The following is a 19,983-nucleotide window of genomic DNA, read 5'->3' on the forward strand; positions in this document are numbered from 1 at the left end:
CCGGACGGGCACCCACACGTCGCTCAGTTCGACGGGGCTGGTTGGCCGACGACGATCTCGGCGAGTCCCCGTGGGCGTTCCAGGAAGGCGAAGTGGCCGGTCTCCGGCAGGGTGATCGGTTCCACCCCGAGGGCGCGGGCCGTACGTGCCCGTTCGGCCGGGCGGGACCAGTCCCGGTCGCCGTAGACCAGGGTCACCGGCGCCGTGATCCCGCCGTACAGGTCGCGGGCGGCGCTCCAGGAGCGCCAGTTCTGGTAGACGTTGCGTTCGACGTAGTGGAACCCGGGGCGCTTGAGGGTGGCGTCGAACTCGTCGAGCAGCGGTGCCGGAACCTTCTTTCCGTCCGCCAAGCCGCCCTGGAAGATCCGGCTGGTGACGAACTTGTTCTCGGCGGCGCCGAGGAGCTTTCCCACGCCCGGCAGTGCCACCCCGCCGAGGACGAGGTCGGCGAACCGGTTGCCGCGCCGGATGCCGTCGGCGAAGCGGGTGTCGTAGTCGTACGGGTTCACGGCGACGACCCGGGCCACCGACTTCGGGACCTGGCTGGCGACGGTGAGGGACAGGACGGCACCGATCGAGTCGCCGACCATGGTCACGTCGCGCAGGTCGAGCCGCGCCATCGTGTCGATCACCCCGCGCCGGAGGTACGGCTCGTCGTACCGGACCGTGGTGGACTTCGAGGAGCGGCCGTGGCCGGGCAGGTCCAGGGCGTGGACCGTGTAGTGCCGGGCGAGCATCGGGATGACCTCGCCGAAGTATTCGAGCTGGGTGCGGATCGTGTGCAGCAGTACCAGCGGCCGTCCGGAACCGGCCCGGAGGTAGTGCACCGTGCGCTGGTCGTCGAGCCTCAGGTCGGCGACCTCGCCGAGTTCTTCCGCGCGCATGAGAAAGTCCCGTCGTGAGGGCCTGACCGTGGTCCGCAGGCGTTCATCCGCCATGAGACCAGCGTGGTTGGCGTCCTTCACGGCGTTCGCCGGCATTTCACCCCGGCGGGCCCCTGCGGCTCACCCGGATCGCAATCTACTACCAGCCGTCGTAGACTGAGATTACGACGAAACGTAGTAGATATAGGTAGCGAAGCTACGTGTAGGCTCGCTATGACAAGTGAGTCGACTGGTTTGGGGATGGCCATGGACGCGCTACCGATCGCCCGTCTTCAGTTCGCCACCACGACCTCCATCCACTTCCTGTTCGTGCTGGTCACCCTCGGGCTGGTCACGATGCTGGTCTACCTGCAAACGGCCTGGGTGATCACCAGGAAGCCGGAGTACGAGCGGCTGACCCGGTTCTGGGGCACGCTCTACCTGATCAACTACGCCCTCGGGATCGCGACCGGGATCGTGCTGGAATTCCAGTTCGGGCTGAACTGGAGCGGCCTGTCGCGGTACGTCGGCAACGTCTTCGGCGCACCGCTGGCCATCGAGACCCTGGTCGCCTTCTTCCTCGAATCCACCTTCCTCGGCATGTGGATCTTCGGCTGGCACCGGCTGCGTCGGGGCGTACACCTGGCGCTGATCTGGGCGGTGGCGATCACCGCGTACGCCTCGGCGTACTGGGTGCTGGTGGCGAACTCGTGGCTGCAGAACCCGGTCGGCTACCGGATGGAGAACGGTGTCGCCCACCTCACCGACTTCACCGCGCTACTGGGCAACCCCACCCTCGGCATGGCCTTCGGCCACGTGGTGGGCGCCGCCGTCCTCACCGGCGGACTGCTGCTCGCCGGGATCAGCTCCTACCAGCTCATCCGGCGTACGGCCGACTACGCCCTGTTCCGCCGGTCACTGCGGATCGGGCTGGTCACCTCGGCACTGGCCAGCTCGATGGTGATGGGCTTCGGCTTCGCACAGTTCGGGGCGATCGGCGGGGTCCAACCGACCAAGTTCGGCGGCGACGCCGACCGGTCCGCGATCGTGGCCGAGTGGGCCGCCCGGTTCGGGCCCGGCGACTACACCCCGCCGGCCTGGAGCAGCGCCGCCCTCGGCTTCATGATCCTGATCGGGCTCACGCTGGCCTGGAGCTGGCTGCTGCTGCCGCTGCTGTTCCGGGACTGGATCATCCGGCTGCGGTTCCCGCTCTACCTGCTGCTGATCGCCGTACCGCTGCCGTTCGTCGCGTCCATCCTCGGCTGGCTGGCCCGCGAGGGCGGACGCCAACCCTGGGCCGTGTACGGGCTGCTCCCGGTCTCCGAGGCGGTCACCCCGATCTCCGCCGGTGTCCTGCTCACCTCGCTGATCGGCTTCACCGCCCTGCTCGGCGCGCTCGCCGTCACCAACTGGACCCTGCTCGCCCGCCGGGCCCACCGGGGCGCCCACGACCTCGCCCTCGGCCGCCCACCCCGGGGTGGCGACGACCTGGACGAACACCAGCCCACGCACGTACTGGCCGGATAGGAGATCGCCATGGAACTCGTCTGGTACGCCCTGCTCGGCGTCTTCCTCGCCGGCTACCTCGTCCTCGGCGGCTGCGACTACGGCGTCGGACTGCTGCTCGCCGGCACCACCGGCGAAAACTCGCGACGCCGGGCCCTCACCGCCGTCGGGCCGTTCTTCCTCGGCAACGAGGTCTGGCTGGTCGCCTCGGTCGGCATCCTCTTCGGCGCCTTCCCGATGCTGGAGGGCGAACTCCTCTCCGGGCTCTACCCGGCGGTCTGCGCCGCCCTGGCCGGCGTGATTCTGGTAACCGCCGCCGTCCAGTTGCGCAGCCGGCTCGGCGGCAGCGCCGGTCGGGCCCGCTGGGACGGCGTGATCATCGGCGGCAGCGCGCTCGCCGCGCTCGGCTGGGGCGCCGTCCTCGCCGGGCTGCTCCAGGGAGTGCCGCTGCACACCGACGGGCACGTGGCCGGGGTCAGCCACCTCTTCACCCCGTTCGTCGCTGCCGGCGGACTGACCCTGGTCGGGCTGGTCGCCGTACACGGGGCGGTTTTCCTCGCCCTGCGACTGCCCGGTGCGGCCGGTGAGCGGTACCACCGACTGGCCCGCCGGCTGGTCCCCGCCGCGCTGCTCGCGCTCGCCGCGGCCACCGCCGTGGGCCTGCTCACCGACCGGGTACGCCACACCGCCCAGCAACCCCTCGCCGCACTGCTGCTGCCGGTGCTGCTGACGGCGGTCCTGCTCGCCGCCGGCCGGGCGCTGGCCCGAGGGCGGGCCGGACCCGCCCTCGTCGCCAGCTCCGCCGCGCTCGCCCTGCCGGTGCTCCTGGTCGCCGTGACCACCTGGCCCTACGCCCTGGTCTCGACCGTCGATCCGGCGGCCGGGCTGACCGTGGCCGACGCCGCCGCCAGCACACCCACGCTGCGGCTGCTGAGCTGGCTGCTGATTCCCCTGATCCCGGCCCTACTAGGCTTTCAGGCGATGAGCTGGTGGGTGTTCCGCGGACGGATCGACGACCGGGCGCCGGTGTACTGGTGAGCCGACGCCGCCCGTTCGATCCGCGGCTGTTGCGCCGGGTCCCTTCGACCCGGCGCCAGGTCGCCGTGCTCGGCGGGCTCGGGGTGCTCGCCGCCGCACTCGTCCTCGCCCAGGCCACCACCCTCGCCGATCTGCTCGCCACCGCCGCCGACGGGCGGCTCGACCGGGCCGCGCTGCTCGGCTTCGTCGCCGCCGTCGCCGGCCGGGCCACCGTGCTCTGGGCCCAGGGCGCGGTGGCCGCCCGGATGGCGGCGGCGGTCAAGGCCGCGCTCCGCGTCGACCTGCTCGACTCGGTCGGGCAACGCGGGCCGGGCTGGCTCGCCGGCCAGCAGGCGGGCCGGATCGCCACGCTGGCCGGGCGCGGGCTGGACGCGCTGGACGCGTACTTCACCGGCTACCTGCCGCAACTCGTGCTGAGCGTGACCGTGCCGGTGGCCGTACTGGCCCGGCTGACCTTCGCGGACTGGAGTTCCGCGCTGATCATCGCCGCGACCCTGCCGCTCATCCCGATCTTCGGGGCGCTGCTCGGCTGGCAGGCCCAGGCCGCCACCGAGCGGCAGTGGCGCCGACTCAGCCTGCTCGGCGGGCACTTCCTCGACATGGTCGCCGGCCTGCCCACCCTGCGCGCCTTCGGCCGGGCCCGGGCCCAGGTCGACGTGGTCCGCCGGATGGCCGACGGGCACCGCGCCGCGACCATGAGAACGCTACGGATCGCCTTCCTCTCCGGGCTGGTGCTCGAACTCGTCGCCACCCTCTCGGTGGCCCTGGTCGCGGTCCCGATCGGGTTGCGCCTGCTGGACGGCGGGCTGGCCCTGCACACCGCCCTGCTCGTGCTGCTGCTCGCGCCGGAGGCGTACCTGCCGTTGCGCACCGCCGGAAGCAGGTTCCACGCCAGCATGGAGGGGCTGACCGCGCTCGACGACGCGCTGACCGTACTGGAAGGGGCGCCGGCCACCCCCGGATCCGCCGACGGGCGGCCCGTGCTCGCCCCCGGTGAGATCCGGTTCGAGGCGGTGACCGTCGAGTACGAACGCACCACCGCGCTGCGGGACGTGACGCTGACCATCCGACCCGGCGACCGGATCGCGGTCATCGGCCCCAGCGGGGCCGGCAAGAGCACCCTGCTCGGCCTGCTGCTCGGCAACGTCGCACCGACCACCGGACGGATCACCGTCGACGGCACCGACCTCGCCACCGCCGACCTGGAACAGTGGCGCCGACAACTGGCCTGGGTGCCGCAGCGGGCGCACCTCTTCGCCGCCTCGCTGACCGACAACATCCGACTCGGTCGGCCCGACGCCTCCACCGAGTCGGTCCGGGTCGCGGCGAGCGCCGCCGCCCTCGACGACGTACTGCGCGACCTGCCCGACGGACTCGACACCCTGCTCGGCGAACGCGGCCACGGGCTCTCCAGCGGCCAACGGCAGCGGGTCGCGCTGGCCCGTGCCTTCCTGCGGGACGCGCCGATCGTGCTGCTCGACGAACCCACCGCCCGGCTCGACGGCACCTCCGAGGCCGCCGTACTGGCCGCCACCCGCAAGCTGGTCGCCGGCCGTACGGCCGTACTCGTCGCCCACCGGCCGGCGCTGCTGGCCGAGGCCGACCGGGTACTCCGGGTCGAGGACGGCCGGGTGACCGAACTCGACCCCGGCCGGCTACCGGACCCGACCGAGGTTCCCGACGGAGCGGGGGCGGCCCGATGAGCGGCGACGGTGGACCGACCGGTCTCGGGGCCGAACGGGCGGTACTGCGGCTGGCCCGCCCGTACCTCGGTCGGCTGGTCGGTGCCGGACTGCTCGCCGCCGGCACCGAACTCGCCGGACTGGCCCTGATGACCACCGCCACCTGGCTGCTGATCACCGCCGCCGGGCAGCCGCCGTTGGACGTACTCACCGTCGCCATCGTCGCCGTACGGGCGCTCGCCATCGGCCGGGGCGTGCTGCGCTACACCGAACGGCTCGCCGGGCACGACGCCACCCTGCGCTTCGTCACCGACGTACGGGCCCGGGTCTTCGCCACCCTCGCCGGGCGCCGCACCAGCGCCGGTGAGCACACCGGTGACTCGCTCAGCCGGCTCGTCTCCGACGTGGAGGCGGTGCAGGACCTGCTGCTGCGGGTGCTGGTGCCGGGCGCGGCGGCAACGGTGGTGAGCCTGCTCGCCGTCGCCGGCACCGCCGCCCTCGCCCCCGCCGCGGCGGCCCCGCTCGCCCTCGGGCTGCTGCTGGCCGGGGTTGTCCTGCCGGCCGCCGCCACCGCGCTGACCCGGCGTACCGCGGACCGGGTCGCCCCGCTGCGCGGCGCACTCGCGGTCGACGCGATCGACCTGACCCACGGCGCCGCCGACCTGGCCGCCTTCGGCGCCACCGGGGCCGCACTGGACCGGGCCGACCGCCGGGCCCGGGAACTCGCCGGACTGGAACGGCGGCTCGCCGCCGCCGGCTGGGCGATCGACGGACTCGGGGTGCTGGTCTCCGGCGCGACCACCGCCGCCGTGGCCGCCACCGCCCTGCACGCCGGGGTGGACGGGGTCCTGGTCGGCGTACTGGCGGTGGGCACCCTGGCCGCGGTGGAGGTGACCCTGGCCCTGGTCGGCGCCGCCCGCCAGTGGACCCAGCTCCGCACCGCCCTGCGCCGGGTGGCCCCCCTGCTCACCGGCGAACCGACCGACCAGCCGACGACCGACCAGCCGGCAGCCGGGCCGGAGACGGTCGGGGTGGACGGCGAACGCCATGACTGCGTGGTCGACGAGGTGACCGTCCGGTACCGGGACGGGGCGCCGGCCGCGCTCGACCGGATCAGCCTGGAACTGCCGGCCGGGCGGCGGGTGGCCGTGGTCGGGCCGAGCGGGGCCGGCAAGAGCACGCTGATCGGCGTACTGACCGGGGCGGTGGCGCCGGACCGGGGGCGGGTCACGCTGGGCGGTCGGGACCTTTCCGCGTACCCGTCCGGGCAGTTGCCCCGGCTGGTCGGCGGCCTGCTCGCCGAGGCGTACGTGTTCCACGCGTCGGTCCGGGAGAACCTGCTGCTCGGCCGGGCCGACGCGAGCGACGACGAGTTGGCCGCCGCGACCGGGGCCGCCGGCCTGCTCGACTGGGTACGCCAGCAGCCCGCCGGCTGGGAGACCGTGGTCGGCGAGGACGGTGGCCAGCTCTCCGGCGGTCAGCGACAGCGGCTGGCCCTGGCCCGGGCGCTGCTCGCCCGGCCACCGGTGCTGGTGCTGGACGAGCCGACCGAGGGACTCGATCCCGCCGCCGCCGACCGGGTACTCGCCTCGGTGACCGACACGGTCCCGGCCGGGCACACCGTACTGCTGGTCACCCACCGGTTGCGCGGCCTGGACCGGTACGACGAGATCCTGGTCCTAGACGCCGGCCGGGTACGGCAACGCGGCCGGCACGCCGACCTGCTCGACCAGCCCGGCTGGTACCGGGACCAGTGGCTGGCCCAGGAGGCGGCGGAGGGCGACTACCTCGCCCTGACCACCCACTGAGTCGACCGGCAGTGGAGCGGACCGGCGGCCGGGTCGACCGGCCGGCGATCCGGTGTTGGCGGACCCTGAGCCGGTCTCGGGGGCGGTACGGGGGAAACGCCGGACCTCCGGCGGCGGGCCGGCATGGCAGGCTGGATGGATGTCGACGCGCGAGGCCCCGATCGACCACTATGTCCGGCTGCTCGGCGGCCGGTTGCGCGGACCGGCCCGGCTCAAACGCGACCTGCTGACCGAGGTGCGCGACAGCCTGCGGGACGCGACGGAGGCGTACCGGGAGTGCGGTCTGGATCCGGTCGCGGCGCAGCGCCGGGCGGTGGCCGAGTTCGGCGCGCCCGACCGGCTCGCCCCCGCCTACCAGGCCGAGCTGACCGCCGGGCAGGGACGGCGGCTGGCGCTGCTGGTGGCGCTCGTCCCGGTGGCGATGCTGACCTCCGACCTGATGTGGTGGGAGCCGCCGGCGACGACCCCGTCGGCGCCGTCGGGCTTCCTGCTCATGGTCCGGGCCCTGGACTGGGCCTCGTACGCCGCTGGCGCCCTGGCCCTGCTCGCGCTCTTCCTGCTCGGCCCGGCCGGCCGCCGGTGGCCGCTCTCCCCGCGTGCGGTGGTCCGCCCGCTGGCCCTGGTTGCCCTGGTCGTCGGCGGGCTGATCTGGGCGCTCGGCGCCTTCGCCGGGGTGAACGCGGCACTGGAGTCGCCGGCCGTGCTGACCTGGCCGCCGATGATCGCCGCCTGGGTCCTGCTGAACGCCACCTTCGGCCTGCTCGCCCGGATGACCGTCCGGGTGCTCTCGGCGACGGCGCACCGGGCGGTCGTCGCGTGATCGACGAGTACGTCGACGAGCTGGACCGGGCGCTGCACGGCCCGGCCCGGCTCAAGTCCGACCTGCTGACCGAGGCCCGGCACAGCCTCACCGACAGCGCCGAGGGTTACCGCGACGGTGGCCTGCACCCGGTCGAGGCGGAACGGCTGGCCGTCGCCGAGTTCGGCCCGGTACGCCAGCTCGCCCACGAGTACCAGTCGGAGCTGCTCGCCGGCACGCTGCGCGCCCTGGCGATCCGGGTGCTCGTCGTCGGGCTGGTGCTGACGGTGACGGCCGACCTGATGTGGCGCGGGGCGCCCTGGACCGGTCCCCCGCCGTCCGGCGCCTACCTGCTGCTCTCCGGTGCGCTGGACTGGCTCTGGCGGGGTATCGACCTGTTCGCGCTCGTCGCGTACGCGTGGTTGGGCTGGCACGCCCGGCGCGGCCGGACCGGCCCGGTACGGCTGGCGCGGGTGGCCGGGGTCGGCCTGTCGGTCGGACTCGGTCTCGGCTGGATCGTCACCGTGGTGGTCTACACCTGGTCGGTCACGCTCTGGGAGGCGGCGCTGACCTGGCCACCGATGCTGGTTGGCGGGTTCGCGCTGGTCGCCGTGCACGGGTGGCTGGGCCGGGCGGCGTACGCATGCCTGGCGACCGGAACCGGCGCGCCGGCCGGGAGGCGGTGAGCGGCGGCGCCGCCGCACCCACCCGTGGGCGGGTCGGTCAGGCGGGGGCCCCGGACGGGTCGTCCACGCCGAGGAAGCGACCCACCGTCGAACTCAGCTCCTGCCAGCTCGTCCGCTCACCGGCCAGGGCCCCGTGCCCGGCCCCGGTGAGCCGGTACGTCCGCCGCTCCCGGCCGTTCACCGTGCTCCAGGTGCTGTCGACGTAGCCGGCCCGTTCGAGCCGGCGCAGGGCCGGGTAGATCGTCCCGGTGGGCAGGTTGAGCGTTCCGCCGCTGCGTTCCCGGAGCGCCTCGATGATGGCGTAGCCGTGCAGCGAGCCCTGCTCCAGCACCGAGAGCAGGAGCGCGTCGAGGTGGCCGTGCAACGCCTGGGCCTTCATAGGTAGCAAGACTACTAATAGATGATGGCTTCGCCAACGGGGTGCCGGCACCCGCCCCGTCGAGCCGCCCACTAGGGTATGTGCGCAGAGTCACCCACCCGACAGTTCCACCCCGGATCGGGTGCCGCAAACCTTGAGTGCACACGGAGGTCAGCGTGGCCCGCCAGTCGCCCCACCGGCCCGACGCCGACGAACCCGACACCGAGTTCGACGAGAGCAGCCGGACCACCGACACCGCGACCGACAGCACAGCGGACGCGGCAGCCGACCCCGTCGAGGCCGACCCGGACCTCGACGACGAAGAGGTAGACGAGGTAACCGAGCCCGCGAACCGCGCACTGTGGGAAGACGTACGGATCGACCCGGTGGAGATCGCGCTGCCCGCCGGCAGTGGCTTCACCCTGCGGGCGTACCGGATGTCCAACACGGTGACGCCGACCGAGATCGGTGAGCGGGAGGTCGACCCGTTCGACGCCCGCGCCCGCCGGGCCGAGGACGAGGAGACCGTCGTCTTCCTCGACGAGGAGTTCGCCGAGGACTTCCAGGACGACGACACCAAGCCCCGCCGGGCCCGCCGCACCGGCGACGGCGACGAGGTCGACGACGAGGAGCTGCTCGCCGACGACGAGCTCGACGACGAAGCGGACGAAGCCGACGACGACGAAGAAGCCGAAGAAGTTGCGGTCTTTCTCACTCACCGGGGCAAACTGCTGCTGTTCAAGAGCCGCGAGTCACTGGTCAGCTTCGTGCTGTCCGGAGCACCGCACGACATGTCCGGGCTCGACACCTGGGACGACCTGGTAGCACGGCTCCAGCCTGCGGATATCGCCCCGCTGGACGAGGACTCGTACGAGCTCGACCTGGTCGTGGAGAACCTCCGTGGCGGCCACGACACGTGGGACGCGCCCCTGCTCATCTCGGCCGGAGAGATCGCCCGCGACCTGTCGTACGCGCTGCGGCTGCCGTCCGTACTGGATATGCTCTCGACCGGCTCCAGCCTCGATGACCTGGACGAGGCGCTGCGTGCGACGGCCAACGGCGGCCTCGGTGCTTTCATGGGGCGGCGCCGACTGAAGAAAATCGGGGCACAAACCGCAAGTTTGGGTTGGCGCACGATTATCGGCAAGATCTCTGCAGCGGTGGACTGGCGCGACTGACCCCTCACCAGGGAGCATCAGTCTTTGGCACACACCACCTGGGTCTCGGGAGGAGGACGACGCCGTGGCGCTCGTGCGGGTGTACTGCGGTCTGGCCTCAGCGGATCTGTCCGCTGGACCGGCTTCGGCCGGATCCACGCTGACGTCTGCTGTGGTTGACGACGCAGGCCGGCTGCTCCACGTCGGCGAGATCGGCGACGACCCGGCTGGCTATGCCCAGCTCGGCGCGCTGCTCGTCGAACGTTCGAGCGGCATGAGCGGTGTGGCGATCGCCGCCGACAGCGACGACCACCTGGTCACCTCGCTGCTGAGCGCCGCCGGCCGACCCCTCGCGATCGCCGACGACGACTCGGTGGACGACTTCGCCGAGCGGTTCGCCGACGACGAGTCGATGGAGGAGATGGAGAGCTCGCCGGCCCAACGGCGGGCGGTCGGACTGGCCCGCGCGTTGCAGGCCGGCGCGCTCTCCGCGATGACCCTTCCGGCGCCCCGGGACCTGGCCGGCTACAAGCCCGTACTGGCGGCGCACGCGGCGCTGGCCAGTGGGCGGCACTCCGCCGCCGCGACGCTGCGCGAGGTCCTCCGCGAGCTGTACCCGGCCGCCCTGCGGGCGTACCCGGACCCGGCCGACCCGGTGCCGCTCGCGGTCCTCGACGCACTGCCCGAGCCGGGCATGCTGAGCGGTACCGGTGGACGGGGCCGGGACACCTCGGTCGCCGCCGACGCCATCGCCGCACACCTCGCCGCGGACGGCATCGCCGACCCGGAGGAGATCTCCGAGGCGATCACCGCGCTCCAGGTGGCGATCGTCGAGACGCCCCGCCGGGCCACGGTCAACAACAAGGCACTCACCTCGGCCGTGGCCGAGGCGGTGCGGCAGGCGGTCGCCGCGGTGCGTGCCTGCGACGCGGGCTGTGACGCACTGGTGGCCACGCTGGCGGCACGGGTGACCACGCCCGCACCGCTCGCCGGCCGCCGTACGGTGCGCCGCAGCGCGGCCGGCACCGACCAGGGCACCGCCGCTCACGGGACCGGCAGCCACGGCATCGTCGGCAGCCACGCCACCGGCAGCCAGGGGTCGGGCAACCACGGCGTACGGCCGGCGAACCACGAGCCGGTTCCGGCGGTCGGTCGGCGCAGCCGGCCGCAGCCGGTGCCCGGCAACGGAATGCCGACCACCCCGCAGCCGATGTCACCGCCTCCGGTCGCGCCCGCGCCGCTGGCTCCGCCGCCGAGCGCCCCGCAGCCGCTCACCCCGGCAGCCTCCCTGCCCGGCCGGCAGGCTGCGCCACCGGTGGCGCAACCGCAACGTGACCTGCCCGCGCCGACGCCCGCGACCCCGGCCTCCCCGCCCCAGTGGCGGGAGTCGCCGGCCAACCGGCCGGTCTCCGCACCACCCCCGCCGCCGCCGGGCATCACGCCGATCGTGCCGGTGCAGCGCAGCAGCAGCGTGCCGCCGGTCGACGCGGGTGAGCCGTTCCGGGCCACCCTCACCACCGCAGCGATCAACAGCGCCCGGAGCGAGCGTCAGCGCCCGACGCCGATCGTGCCGCGCCCGAAGACCAAGATCGAGCCGGCTCCCTCGCCGACCGGATTCGGTGCCACCGACCTCAACGTTCCGGTGCCGACTCCCCGTCCGGACGCGGTCGGCGCACCGCCCGGATCGCGGGCGAACTGGCCCCTGGTCAGCTCCGGCGAGGACCGGGACCGCGACCAGCACGATCTGGAGCGGCTCGACCGCGACCGGAGTGAGCGGGATCGCGCCGAGCGGGACCGCTCCGACCGGGAACGCAACGACCGCGCCGAGCGTGAGCGCAACGACCGCGCCGAGCGTGAGCGCAACGACCGTGACCGGGCCGAACGCGCCGAGCGTGACCGGGCCGACCGGGAACGCAACGACCGGGAACGCAACGACCGCGCCGAGCGGGGCCGGGCCGACCGGGATCGGGCCGATCGGGATCGCCTGGATCGTGACCGGGCCGGACGGGACCTGGCGCCGAGTGCCGAACCGGCGTACCAGTTCGACAAGCGGACGTCGGCCGGTCTCGACCTGCCGGCGGCGGCCGGACCGGGCGACGGACGGGTGACCCCACCGTGGCTCGCGGACGACCTTCCGCAGGAGCCACCGATGCTTCGGCTCGTCGAGCCGCCGCCGCTGGCCGACCGCGCTCTGGCCGACCGGGCCCTGCGTGACCCGGCCGGTCCGGCCGCTGACCCGCGCCTGGACGGCCCGCCGCTGCGCCTGGTGGAGCCCGAGGACCCGGACCGCAGCGGCCGGATCACCCGGTCGGCCCGCCGTGCCGCCGAGCCCAGTGCTCCGCCGGTCGCCGACGAGGGTGACGGCGACTTGTTGATCTTCGCCGCCGCGCGTTCGGCCTGGTTCACCGGACACCCGGAGGACGACGCGCAGGTGGAGTGGTCCTCGACCGCCGACACCGGCTGGCGAGCCGCCGAGCAGGCAGCCAGGCCGCAGGTCGGCGACGAGACGCGGGCCGGTCTGCCCAAGCGGGTGCCGCAGGCGAACCTGGTTCCGGGCTCGCCACTGCGCGACGAGCGGCCACTGCGCATCGTCCGCGACGCGGCACGGATCGCCGAGCACACCACCGGCTACTTCCGTGGCTGGCGCAGGGGCCAGGAGATCGGCGGCTTCGCGGTCGGCGGTCGGCCCGGACGCGAGGCCGCGGGCGGCTGGGACTTCACCCGCGACCACAACGAGCGTGACGACGATCGGGAGTACGAGTACCGGTCCGCCGGCTACCGTTCCTGACCAACCCGTCGATCCTGGTGAGCCGGACCACGTACGGCCGAGTGTTCCTGGCCACACCATAAATATTTGACGGTAGGACTATCCGCTCGGCAACATACCGGCGGAAGAGTAGGCGGCCGGTGAACCCCTGCCGGCGTGAGAGGCGGCATCTGATGGCGACACCGGCGATCGGTTCAACCGCCCTTACCCGCCGCGGCCTGCTCCTGGCGAGCACCTCCAGCCTCTTCCTGGCCGCCTGTGGCCGCGGCGACGAGAACGACCGCAGCGGTCCCACCAGCAAGGGCCCGCAGGACCTCGCCATCGGCGCCAGCCTGGAACTGACCGGTGCCGGAGCGGCACTGGGCGTCCTCCAGGAGCGGGCCCTGCGGATCACGCTCGAAACGCTCAACGAAGAGGGCGTGCCGGTCGGCAACCTCCGCCGCAAGATCCGCCTGGTGGTCCAGGACAACGGCAGCAACCCGAAGACCGCGGCGGAGCAGGCGGCCGACATGGTCAACCGCGAACAGGTGCACGCCCTGGTCGGCGGCACCCTGGCCGAGACCTCGCTGTCGATGATCGGCGTCGCGCAGGAGGCGCAGGTCCCGTTCATCTCCCTCGCCGCCGCCGACGAGATCGTGCTGCCGCTGCCCCAGCGGACCTTCATCTACAAGCTCACCCCCGACGCCAGCGACATCGCCCGGCAACTGGCCCGCCTGATCAGCTCGCAGCGGCTCAAGAAGGTCGTCCTGCTGGCGGCGTCCGGCCTGCACGGAAACTCCGGCGTACGGGCCATGACGGGGGCGCTCAACACGGTCGGGGTGAACCTGAACAAGACCGTGCGGCTGCCCGCCACCGGTGCCGACTTCGTCTCCGCCGCCAGCCGGGTGGCGAACAGCAAGCCGGACGCCGTGGCGGTCTGGGCCACCGCCCCGAGCTCCGGTGCCGCCGCCCGTGCCCTACGTGACGCCGGCTACCAGGGGCCGATCTTCTTCGACGCCGGTGCGGTCGCCGAGGAGACCCTGTCGGCCGAGAACGCCGGGGCTGTCGAGGGCTCGTTCGTGGTCCACCCGATGGCGCTGAGCGGGTCGTCGCTGACCAACACCACCAGCGCCGGCCTGGCCCGGCGGGACTTCGTCTTCCGCTACATCCAGGAGCACGGCTCGTTCAGCGGGTTCGCGCCGTACGCGTCGGACGCGGTGCACCTGATCGCCAACTCCGCCCGGCTCGCGAACAGCGTCGACCGGGGGCGCCTGCGGGTGTACCTGGCCCGCCAGGTGACCGAGGGGATCGCCGGCTCGTACGCGTTCGCGCCGATCCGCCACGGCGGCATGGAGCCGGACTCGCTGGGTGTCTTCACGGTCAGCCGCGGCGAGTGGACCCGGATCTCCTGATCCGGCATTGCCCCGCTCCACCGTTCCCGCCCGTACACCCTCACCCGCCACCCTGACCTGGCACGGGCTTCCGTACGCACGCCAACTGCCCGACCGGGATGGAACGCCCGGCCGGGCAGTTGTTACGTCAACTCACGTCAGGCGGGCGCGACAGCGCGTGACCTGCGCATGGTGAGTACGTACTCCACCAGCGAGATCAGCACGTGCTTGGTCGACTCGCGGTTACGAGCGTCGCAAGCCACCACGGGGACGTCACTCGAGATGGCGAGCGCGTCCCGCACGTCCTGCGGGTCGTGGTACTGCATCCCGTCGAAGCAGTTGATGGCCACCAGGTACGGCAGCCGCCGGTGCTCGAAGAAGTCGATCGCCGCGAAGCAGTCGGCCAATCGACGGGTGTCCACCAGCACCACCGCCCCGATCGCGCCCCGTACCAGTTCGTCCCACATGAACCAGAAACGTGTCTGGCCCGGGGTGCCGAACAGGTAGAGGATCAGGTCCCGGTCGATCGAGATCCGACCGAAGTCCATGGCGACCGTCGTGGTCGTCTTTCCCGGCACCTGTCGCGTGTCATCGACGCCGACGCCGGCGGACGTCATGATCGCCTCGGTGGTCAACGGCGTGATCTCCGAGACCGAGCCGACCAGCGTCGTCTTGCCAACGCCAAACCCACCGGCGATGACGATCTTCGCCGATGTCACGCGCCCAGGCATCGGGCGGTGCGACATGTCAGAGCCTGCGAAGTCCACTCAGCACCCTCTCCAGCAGTTCAGTGCCCACCGCGTCGTTAGAGTCGTCCAGGATTGTCGGTTCATGCACCGCGACCAGGCCTTCGGCGGCCATGTCAGCGATGAGGACCCGGGCCACTCCGAGCGGTAGCTGCATCCGCGCCGCGATTTCCGCGAGCGACTGCAACTGACCGTCACACAGCGCGGCGATGTATTGGTGCTCCCGACCCTGGCCGCCGTTGCCGTTACCGGCAGACCGGCCGCGCACCGTCGTCTCGACCAGTGCCTCCAGGGCGATGTTGAGCCTCGGCCGGGTCCGTCCACGGGTGACGGCGTATGGCCTGACCAGCGCGCCAGTTGGCTCGTCGCGTTCAGCCATCATCCGCCGTTCACCCCCTTCTCGCCCCGTCCGTGGCCCGAGCCCGTGAAGCTCGTCGTTCTGTCGTTGCCGTCGCACCCGTTGACCGGGTGGCCGACCGGCGGCACTCCTAGCCCAGCATCCCCGCCGCGGCGCGCGGCGCGGGGGTGAGCGCGTCGCCCACCCGGTCGACGAGCAGTGCCATTTCGTATCCGACCTGTCCCACGTCGCTGTTGCGAGCGGCGAGCACCGCGAACGAGGAACCGTCCGAGATGGACATGAGGAACAGGAAGCCATTGTCCATCTCGACCACGGTTTGCAAAACCGCGCCACCCTCGAAACAGCGTGCCGCGCCCTGGGTGAGGCTGACGAGACCGGACGCGATCGCGGCGAGCTGGTCGGCCCGGTCACGCGGAAGGTCCCGTGACGACGCGAGGAGCAGACCGTCCGCGGAGACGGCGATCGCGTGTGCGACGCCCGGCACCCGGTCGGCGAAGTTGGCAAGCAGCCAACCAAGATCCTGCGTAGATGTCATGCTTCATGCTCCTTCTGACCGCTCCCGGCCGCGGGGCCTAAGCCGGCCTGCGGGGATTGCTGACCTCCCGGAGTGCCTTCCGGGTGGGTCGACGGGTCTTCCGAGGGGTTGGTACGGCCGCGCTGCACTCCTCGGTGGTACGCGGACAGCAGACCGCGTACCGCCTCCGGGGTCCGGCGTTGCACAGAGACGCTCGGCTTTTCTACCCCGCCGGGTACCAACTGTGCCATCGGCACCCGCTTGGGCAGACCCTTCTGGGTGGTCGCGGCGACCGGCACCTCGGTAGCCGCGGATGCGGCACGCCATCCGTCGTCGGCGGCAGTCTGCCAACCGCCGACGGACGAGCCTCCCGGCCGGCCGGCGCCGTTGCCGTAGCCGACCGATCCCGCCGTCGCCTCCACCGCCGTCCCCAAGCCACGGCCCGACGTCGTGGAGACCGCCGGAGCCGCCGTCGTGGGGCTCGTCGGAGTGTTGGCGGAACCGTTCTGGGCCGTGCTCCGGGCGTCGGCGGTGACGTACTGGCCGTTGCCCGCAGCGGCGGCGTCGTCGGAACTGGTCTCGTCGTTGACCGCGCGCCGGGTACGGAACCAGGCGGACTCCAGCTCACGGAAGATCGGCAGTTCCATGGTCTCGTCGGCGAACCTCGGCCGGGCCTCGACCGCCGCCGCCGAGGGCACCGTGATCGGTGGCTCGGCCGAGGGGCGGGCGATCCGGGGCAGTTCGGCCGTCATGTCCAGCGCCGCCGCGAGCCGCTCCGGAACCGAGGGTGCGGGGACCTCCCGGTCGGCGGCACTGACCGGCGGCCAGGCCGGCGGCGCACCTGCGGCCGTGACCGTCGGCGGTGCCGACGCGGGGGCGGCCGACACCGGCGGGGCCGAGACGGGCGGGGCGGAGACCGGCGGCAGGGCCGACGGCGCCAGCTCGGCGTTTGCCGGTCGGGCTTCGGGGCTGGTCGGAACCTGCCGGGGAATGCCCGGCGCGGGCGTGCCGGTCGGTTCCGTCTCGTTGCTCGCCTCGGTGGCCCGGCGTTGCGGCAGCGGGTCGACGCCGTGCCCGTTGGACGGACGCGGGTTGAACCCTTCGCTGCCGTTGCTGCCGGCCTTCGCACCGGTGAGGTCGGACCAGGCCGGCATCCCGCGCCCGGCACCGTTGCCGCGGGCGGCTCCGTTGCCGAATCCGCCGCCGTTGCCGCCCAGACCGGAGCCGTTACCGAGACCGGAACCGTTGCCCAGCCCGCTGCCGTTGCCGAGACCGCCGCTGTTGAAGGCCGCGGGTTCGAACGGGCGGCCGGCGGAACCGAAGTCGCGCTCCGGGGTCCGCTGGGCCGGCGGCGCCTGGCCGCTTTCCAGCGCCAACGGGGGGCCGAAGCTCGGCCGCTGGCTCGGCGGCTGCTGCGCCGGGGTGGTGTAACCACCGGACTGCTGGGCCCGACCGGAGAGCGCCCGGGGAACGAGCACCGAGGTCGGCATGGTGACATCGGCCACCGTGCCCCGGTCGGAGCCGGGCCGCAGTTCGACCTTGACCCCGTGCCGGGCGGCCAGTCGGGCGACCACCACCAGGCCCATCATCCGGGAGACCGCCACGTCCACCTGGGGCGGCGTGGCGAGCCGCTCGTTGAGCTCGTAGAGCTGGTCGGCGGTGATGCCGATGCCCCGGTCCTCGACGTAGAGCGACGCCCGGTCGCCGACCCGCCGGGCCTCGACCATGACCTGCGAGTCGGGCGGCGAGAAGGCGGTGGCGTTGTCGAAGAGCTCGGCGACCAGATGGACCAGGTCGTTGACGGCGTGCGCGGCGACCTCGATGTCGCGGTCGACCACCCCGAACTCGATCCGGGTGTAGTGCTCGACCTCGGACTGCGCGGCCCGCAGCACGTCGATCAGGGCGGCCGGCTCGCGCTGCACCCGGGTGGAGTCCGCACCGGCGAGCACCAGCAGGTTCTCGTCGTTACGACGCATCCGGGTGGCCAGGTGGTCGAGCTGGAACAGCTCGGCCAGCCGGTCCGGGTCCTCTTCGCCGCGCTCCAACCGGTCGAGGTGACCGATCAGCCGGTCGACCAGGATCTGCGAGCGGCGAGCCAGGTTGACGAACATCGTCGCGACGGAGGAACGGAGCGCGGCCTGTTCCGCCGCGGTCCGGACGGCTTCCAGGTGGACCGCGTTGAACGCCTCGGTGACCTGGCCGAACTCGTCCTTGCCGCGTACCGGCAGGGGTTCGGCGATCTGGTTGGCGAGCTGCACCGGCGACATGTTCGCCGACAGCGCCGGGTCACGCAGCCGGGCAACCGCCTGCGGCAGGCCGTACTGGGCGATCGAGAGCGCGCCGTGGCGCAGTTCGCGCAGCGACCGGGCCATCGAGCGAGCCACGATCCAGGCGAACAGGATGGCCAGCAGCAGCGTGGCGAGCAGCAGCGTGGTCTCGACGAAAACCTGCCGACGTACGTCGTCGCGGATCGCGGTCGCCCGGTTCACCGCGTCGCTGTCGAGCCGGGCCTCCACCGTACGGATCAGCTTCGCGTTGCCGATCATCGCCGCGTCCCACTTGTCCGCGTCGAACGGGGCGTCGGCCATGCTGTCGTTGGTCTTGCCCCGGATGTAGCCGCTGTAGTTGTCGGCCTCGCGCTGGTCGGAACCGGCCACGGTCTGCTCGTAGAACTCCGCCTCGGACCGGGTGGCCACCGACTGGAAGGACTGCAACGCCTGCTGCTGACCGGTCTCGGTGGCGATGTAGTCGGTGCGCAGTACCGGGGTGAGCTCGTTCTGGATCAGGGCCCGGTGCACCACGACCCGGCGTACGGAGAGGAACTCCTTGGCGCGCGAGGTCGCGGTGGCGGCCCGCATCCGCTCGCTCAGCGCACTGTCGCCGGCGAGCTGGGAGGCCGAGTCGCGGATGTCGAGCAGGTCGCTGATCAGGCCCTCGTACGACTGGGAGGCGTCGGTGAGCTTCAGCTTAGCGTTGACCACCTGGCTGCGGGTGGCCGGCAGGTCGGCCAGGCTCCGGTCGATCCGGGTGAGCAGGCCGGTGAAGTTGGCCGGCAGGTCGTCGAGCTCGGCGCGCTGCTCGGAGTACGGGGCCTTGGCCTGGTCGATCCGGGGGTGCACCTTGCTGTACGCGTCCTGGTACTTCTCTTTCGTCTCCTGGTTCGAGGAGCCGAGCAGCAGGACGGCGGCGGCCCGCTCGTCCTGGAGGCCGTCGACCAGCTCGCCGGAGGCCTGGGCCAGGTTGGCGAGGGTGCGTGCCCGTTCCGCGTTGTTGTAGGTCTGCAGGTGGTCGATGAGCCCGGTGGTGCCGACGACGATGGTGGCGAGCGTCGGCACGATCATGATGATGCCGAGCTTGGACCAGATCGGCATGTCACGGAGCCGGCCCATTGGCCGGCGGAGACGCGACAGGAAAGAGTTCGCCGTGTTCGGCCGCTTGCTCACGTCACCGCCCTCCCTTTTCGGCTCCCGCGCGTCGCAGCGGGCACCGCCCATCGACCGACCCGGTCGGGTCGGACCTCCGAGATTCCATCACGACGCAAGTCAAAGAGAAAGCCCAGGTTGTCCGTCGCGGACGGTGTGATGGGATGTTCATGCAATTTGCTAGCAATCCGTCTGCTGGGAGTAACTCAAAGTAATGAGATCCTCTGTCGGAGTGGTGCTGCTCGCTGGACCCTCAGGCTCCGGAAAGTCCTACATCGCCCGTCGCACCGGGCTTCCCGTGCTCTCCCTCGACGATTTCTACAAGGACGGTGACGACCCTACGCTGCCGCGTCGGGCCGGTCTTGCCGACTGGGAGTCACCACAGGCGTGGAACGCCGACGGTGCCGTGGCGACGATTGCCTCTCTGATCCGGAACGGCAGTGCCGAAGTGCCGGTTTACGCGATCGGCGCGGACCGGCGGGTGGACAGTCGGACATTCGATCTAGCCGGATCGCCACTCTTTATCGCCGAAGGGATTTTTGCTGCCGAGATAGTACCCGAATGCCGTCGACTCGGGTTGCTCGCGGGCGCGTACACGTTGCGGCGCCCGCGCGGCGCGACCTTCTTTCGTCGGCTCGCCCGCGACCTCGGTGAACGACGCAAGGCACCGGGGCTGCTGGTTCGCCGGGGAATCACACTCGCCCGCACCGAACCCGAGGTGCTGCGCCGGCAGACCGGTCTCGGCTGCCAACCGTCGCGGGGCGGTCAGGTGATCCGGCGGGTGGCCGCCCTGCACCGGGCCGCGATCGCCGCCTACACCCCGAGCACCGGTGCCGGCAGCCCGGTCGGCGACAGCGCCACGGTCGGCGGCACCGGGCGTACGGGCTGAGCGCGACGGCCGTACGCCGA

At 72.4% G+C, this 19,983-nt stretch carries 16 protein-coding genes; 10 read left to right on the top strand and 6 right to left on the bottom strand.

Features of this window, described 5'->3' with window-relative positions:
- Positions 1–23 precede the first annotated feature (23 nt).
- Positions 24–938 (bottom strand): alpha/beta fold hydrolase, encoded by a 915-nt coding sequence (locus ACZ6QQ_RS21420; protein WP_465878352.1) that lies wholly within the window; start codon positions 936–938, stop codon positions 24–26.
- Positions 939–1,130: 192 nt separating this feature from the next.
- Between ACZ6QQ_RS21420 and ACZ6QQ_RS21425 the strand changes: the two genes are divergently transcribed.
- The 6 genes from ACZ6QQ_RS21425 (at position 1,131) to ACZ6QQ_RS21450 (ending at position 8,382) form a co-directional block, all read left to right on the top strand.
- A complete protein-coding gene (locus ACZ6QQ_RS21425) occupies positions 1,131–2,390 on the top strand; it encodes a cytochrome ubiquinol oxidase subunit I (protein WP_465878353.1) in 1,260 nt (419 codons plus the stop codon).
- A 9-nt stretch (positions 2,391–2,399) separates the two neighbouring features.
- Complete coding sequence (locus tag ACZ6QQ_RS21430; protein WP_465878354.1) at positions 2,400–3,407, top strand: cytochrome d ubiquinol oxidase subunit II; 1,008 nt, start codon at positions 2,400–2,402, stop codon at positions 3,405–3,407.
- Positions 3,404–5,110 carry a thiol reductant ABC exporter subunit CydD gene (cydD, locus tag ACZ6QQ_RS21435; RefSeq protein ID WP_465878356.1) on the top strand — a complete coding sequence of 569 codons (1,707 nt, stop codon included), beginning with the start codon at positions 3,404–3,406 and terminating at the stop codon, positions 5,108–5,110. Before ACZ6QQ_RS21430 ends, cydD begins: the two co-directional genes overlap by 4 nt.
- Entirely contained in the window at positions 5,107–6,897 is a 1,791-nt protein-coding gene (gene cydC / locus ACZ6QQ_RS21440) for a thiol reductant ABC exporter subunit CydC (RefSeq protein WP_465878359.1), read from the top strand. The genes cydD and cydC overlap by 4 nt, the downstream gene beginning before the upstream one ends.
- Positions 6,898–7,036: 139 nt before the next feature.
- Positions 7,037–7,717 (top strand): permease prefix domain 1-containing protein, encoded by a 681-nt coding sequence (locus ACZ6QQ_RS21445; RefSeq protein ID WP_465878361.1) that lies wholly within the window; start codon positions 7,037–7,039, stop codon positions 7,715–7,717.
- The gene (locus ACZ6QQ_RS21450) at positions 7,714–8,382 is read left to right on the top strand and encodes a permease prefix domain 1-containing protein (RefSeq protein ID WP_465878362.1); all 669 of its coding nucleotides are present in this window, start codon (positions 7,714–7,716) and stop codon (positions 8,380–8,382) included. The genes ACZ6QQ_RS21445 and ACZ6QQ_RS21450 overlap by 4 nt, the downstream gene beginning before the upstream one ends.
- Before the next feature lie 37 nt (positions 8,383–8,419).
- Here ACZ6QQ_RS21450 and ACZ6QQ_RS21455 read toward each other — a convergent pair whose 3' ends face one another.
- Positions 8,420–8,761 carry a PadR family transcriptional regulator gene (locus ACZ6QQ_RS21455; RefSeq protein WP_465878363.1) on the bottom strand — a complete coding sequence of 114 codons (342 nt, stop codon included), beginning with the start codon at positions 8,759–8,761 and terminating at the stop codon, positions 8,420–8,422.
- Between the two features lie 155 nt (positions 8,762–8,916).
- On the opposite strand from ACZ6QQ_RS21455, the gene ACZ6QQ_RS21460 reads away from it, so the two are divergent.
- From ACZ6QQ_RS21460 to ACZ6QQ_RS21470, 3 genes are all read left to right on the top strand, one after another.
- Complete coding sequence (locus ACZ6QQ_RS21460; protein WP_465878364.1) at positions 8,917–9,918, top strand: DNA primase; 1,002 nt, start codon at positions 8,917–8,919, stop codon at positions 9,916–9,918.
- Between the two features lie 64 nt (positions 9,919–9,982).
- Positions 9,983–12,685, top strand: a complete 2,703-nt coding sequence (locus ACZ6QQ_RS21465; RefSeq protein ID WP_465878365.1) for a transposase — start codon at positions 9,983–9,985, stop codon at positions 12,683–12,685.
- 152 nt (positions 12,686–12,837) lie between these two features.
- Entirely contained in the window at positions 12,838–14,055 is a 1,218-nt protein-coding gene (locus ACZ6QQ_RS21470; protein ID WP_465878366.1) for an ABC transporter substrate-binding protein, read from the top strand.
- A 137-nt stretch (positions 14,056–14,192) separates the two neighbouring features.
- Here the strand turns inward: ACZ6QQ_RS21470 and ACZ6QQ_RS21475 are convergent, their stop codons facing one another.
- The 4 genes from ACZ6QQ_RS21475 to ACZ6QQ_RS21490 all read right to left on the bottom strand — a co-directional run bounded on the left by ACZ6QQ_RS21475 (position 14,193) and on the right by ACZ6QQ_RS21490 (position 19,095).
- Positions 14,193–14,780 carry a GTP-binding protein gene (locus tag ACZ6QQ_RS21475; protein WP_326563144.1) on the bottom strand — a complete coding sequence of 196 codons (588 nt, stop codon included), beginning with the start codon at positions 14,778–14,780 and terminating at the stop codon, positions 14,193–14,195.
- A 1-nt stretch (position 14,781) separates the two neighbouring features.
- Positions 14,782–15,159 (bottom strand): DUF742 domain-containing protein, encoded by a 378-nt coding sequence (locus ACZ6QQ_RS21480; protein WP_326563143.1) that lies wholly within the window; start codon positions 15,157–15,159, stop codon positions 14,782–14,784.
- A gap of 109 nt (positions 15,160–15,268) precedes the next feature.
- Entirely contained in the window at positions 15,269–15,673 is a 405-nt protein-coding gene (locus ACZ6QQ_RS21485; RefSeq protein ID WP_121157211.1) for a roadblock/LC7 domain-containing protein, read from the bottom strand.
- Positions 15,670–19,095 (bottom strand): sensor histidine kinase, encoded by a 3,426-nt coding sequence (locus ACZ6QQ_RS21490; RefSeq protein WP_465878367.1) that lies wholly within the window; start codon positions 19,093–19,095, stop codon positions 15,670–15,672. The genes ACZ6QQ_RS21485 and ACZ6QQ_RS21490 overlap by 4 nt, the downstream gene beginning before the upstream one ends.
- A gap of 556 nt (positions 19,096–19,651) precedes the next feature.
- On the opposite strand from ACZ6QQ_RS21490, the gene ACZ6QQ_RS21495 reads away from it, so the two are divergent.
- Entirely contained in the window at positions 19,652–19,963 is a 312-nt protein-coding gene (locus ACZ6QQ_RS21495; protein WP_465878369.1) for a hypothetical protein, read from the top strand.
- The last annotated feature ends 20 nt before the right edge of the window (positions 19,964–19,983 follow it).

It is taken from the genome of Micromonospora sp. NPDC049529 (assembly GCF_055586685.1).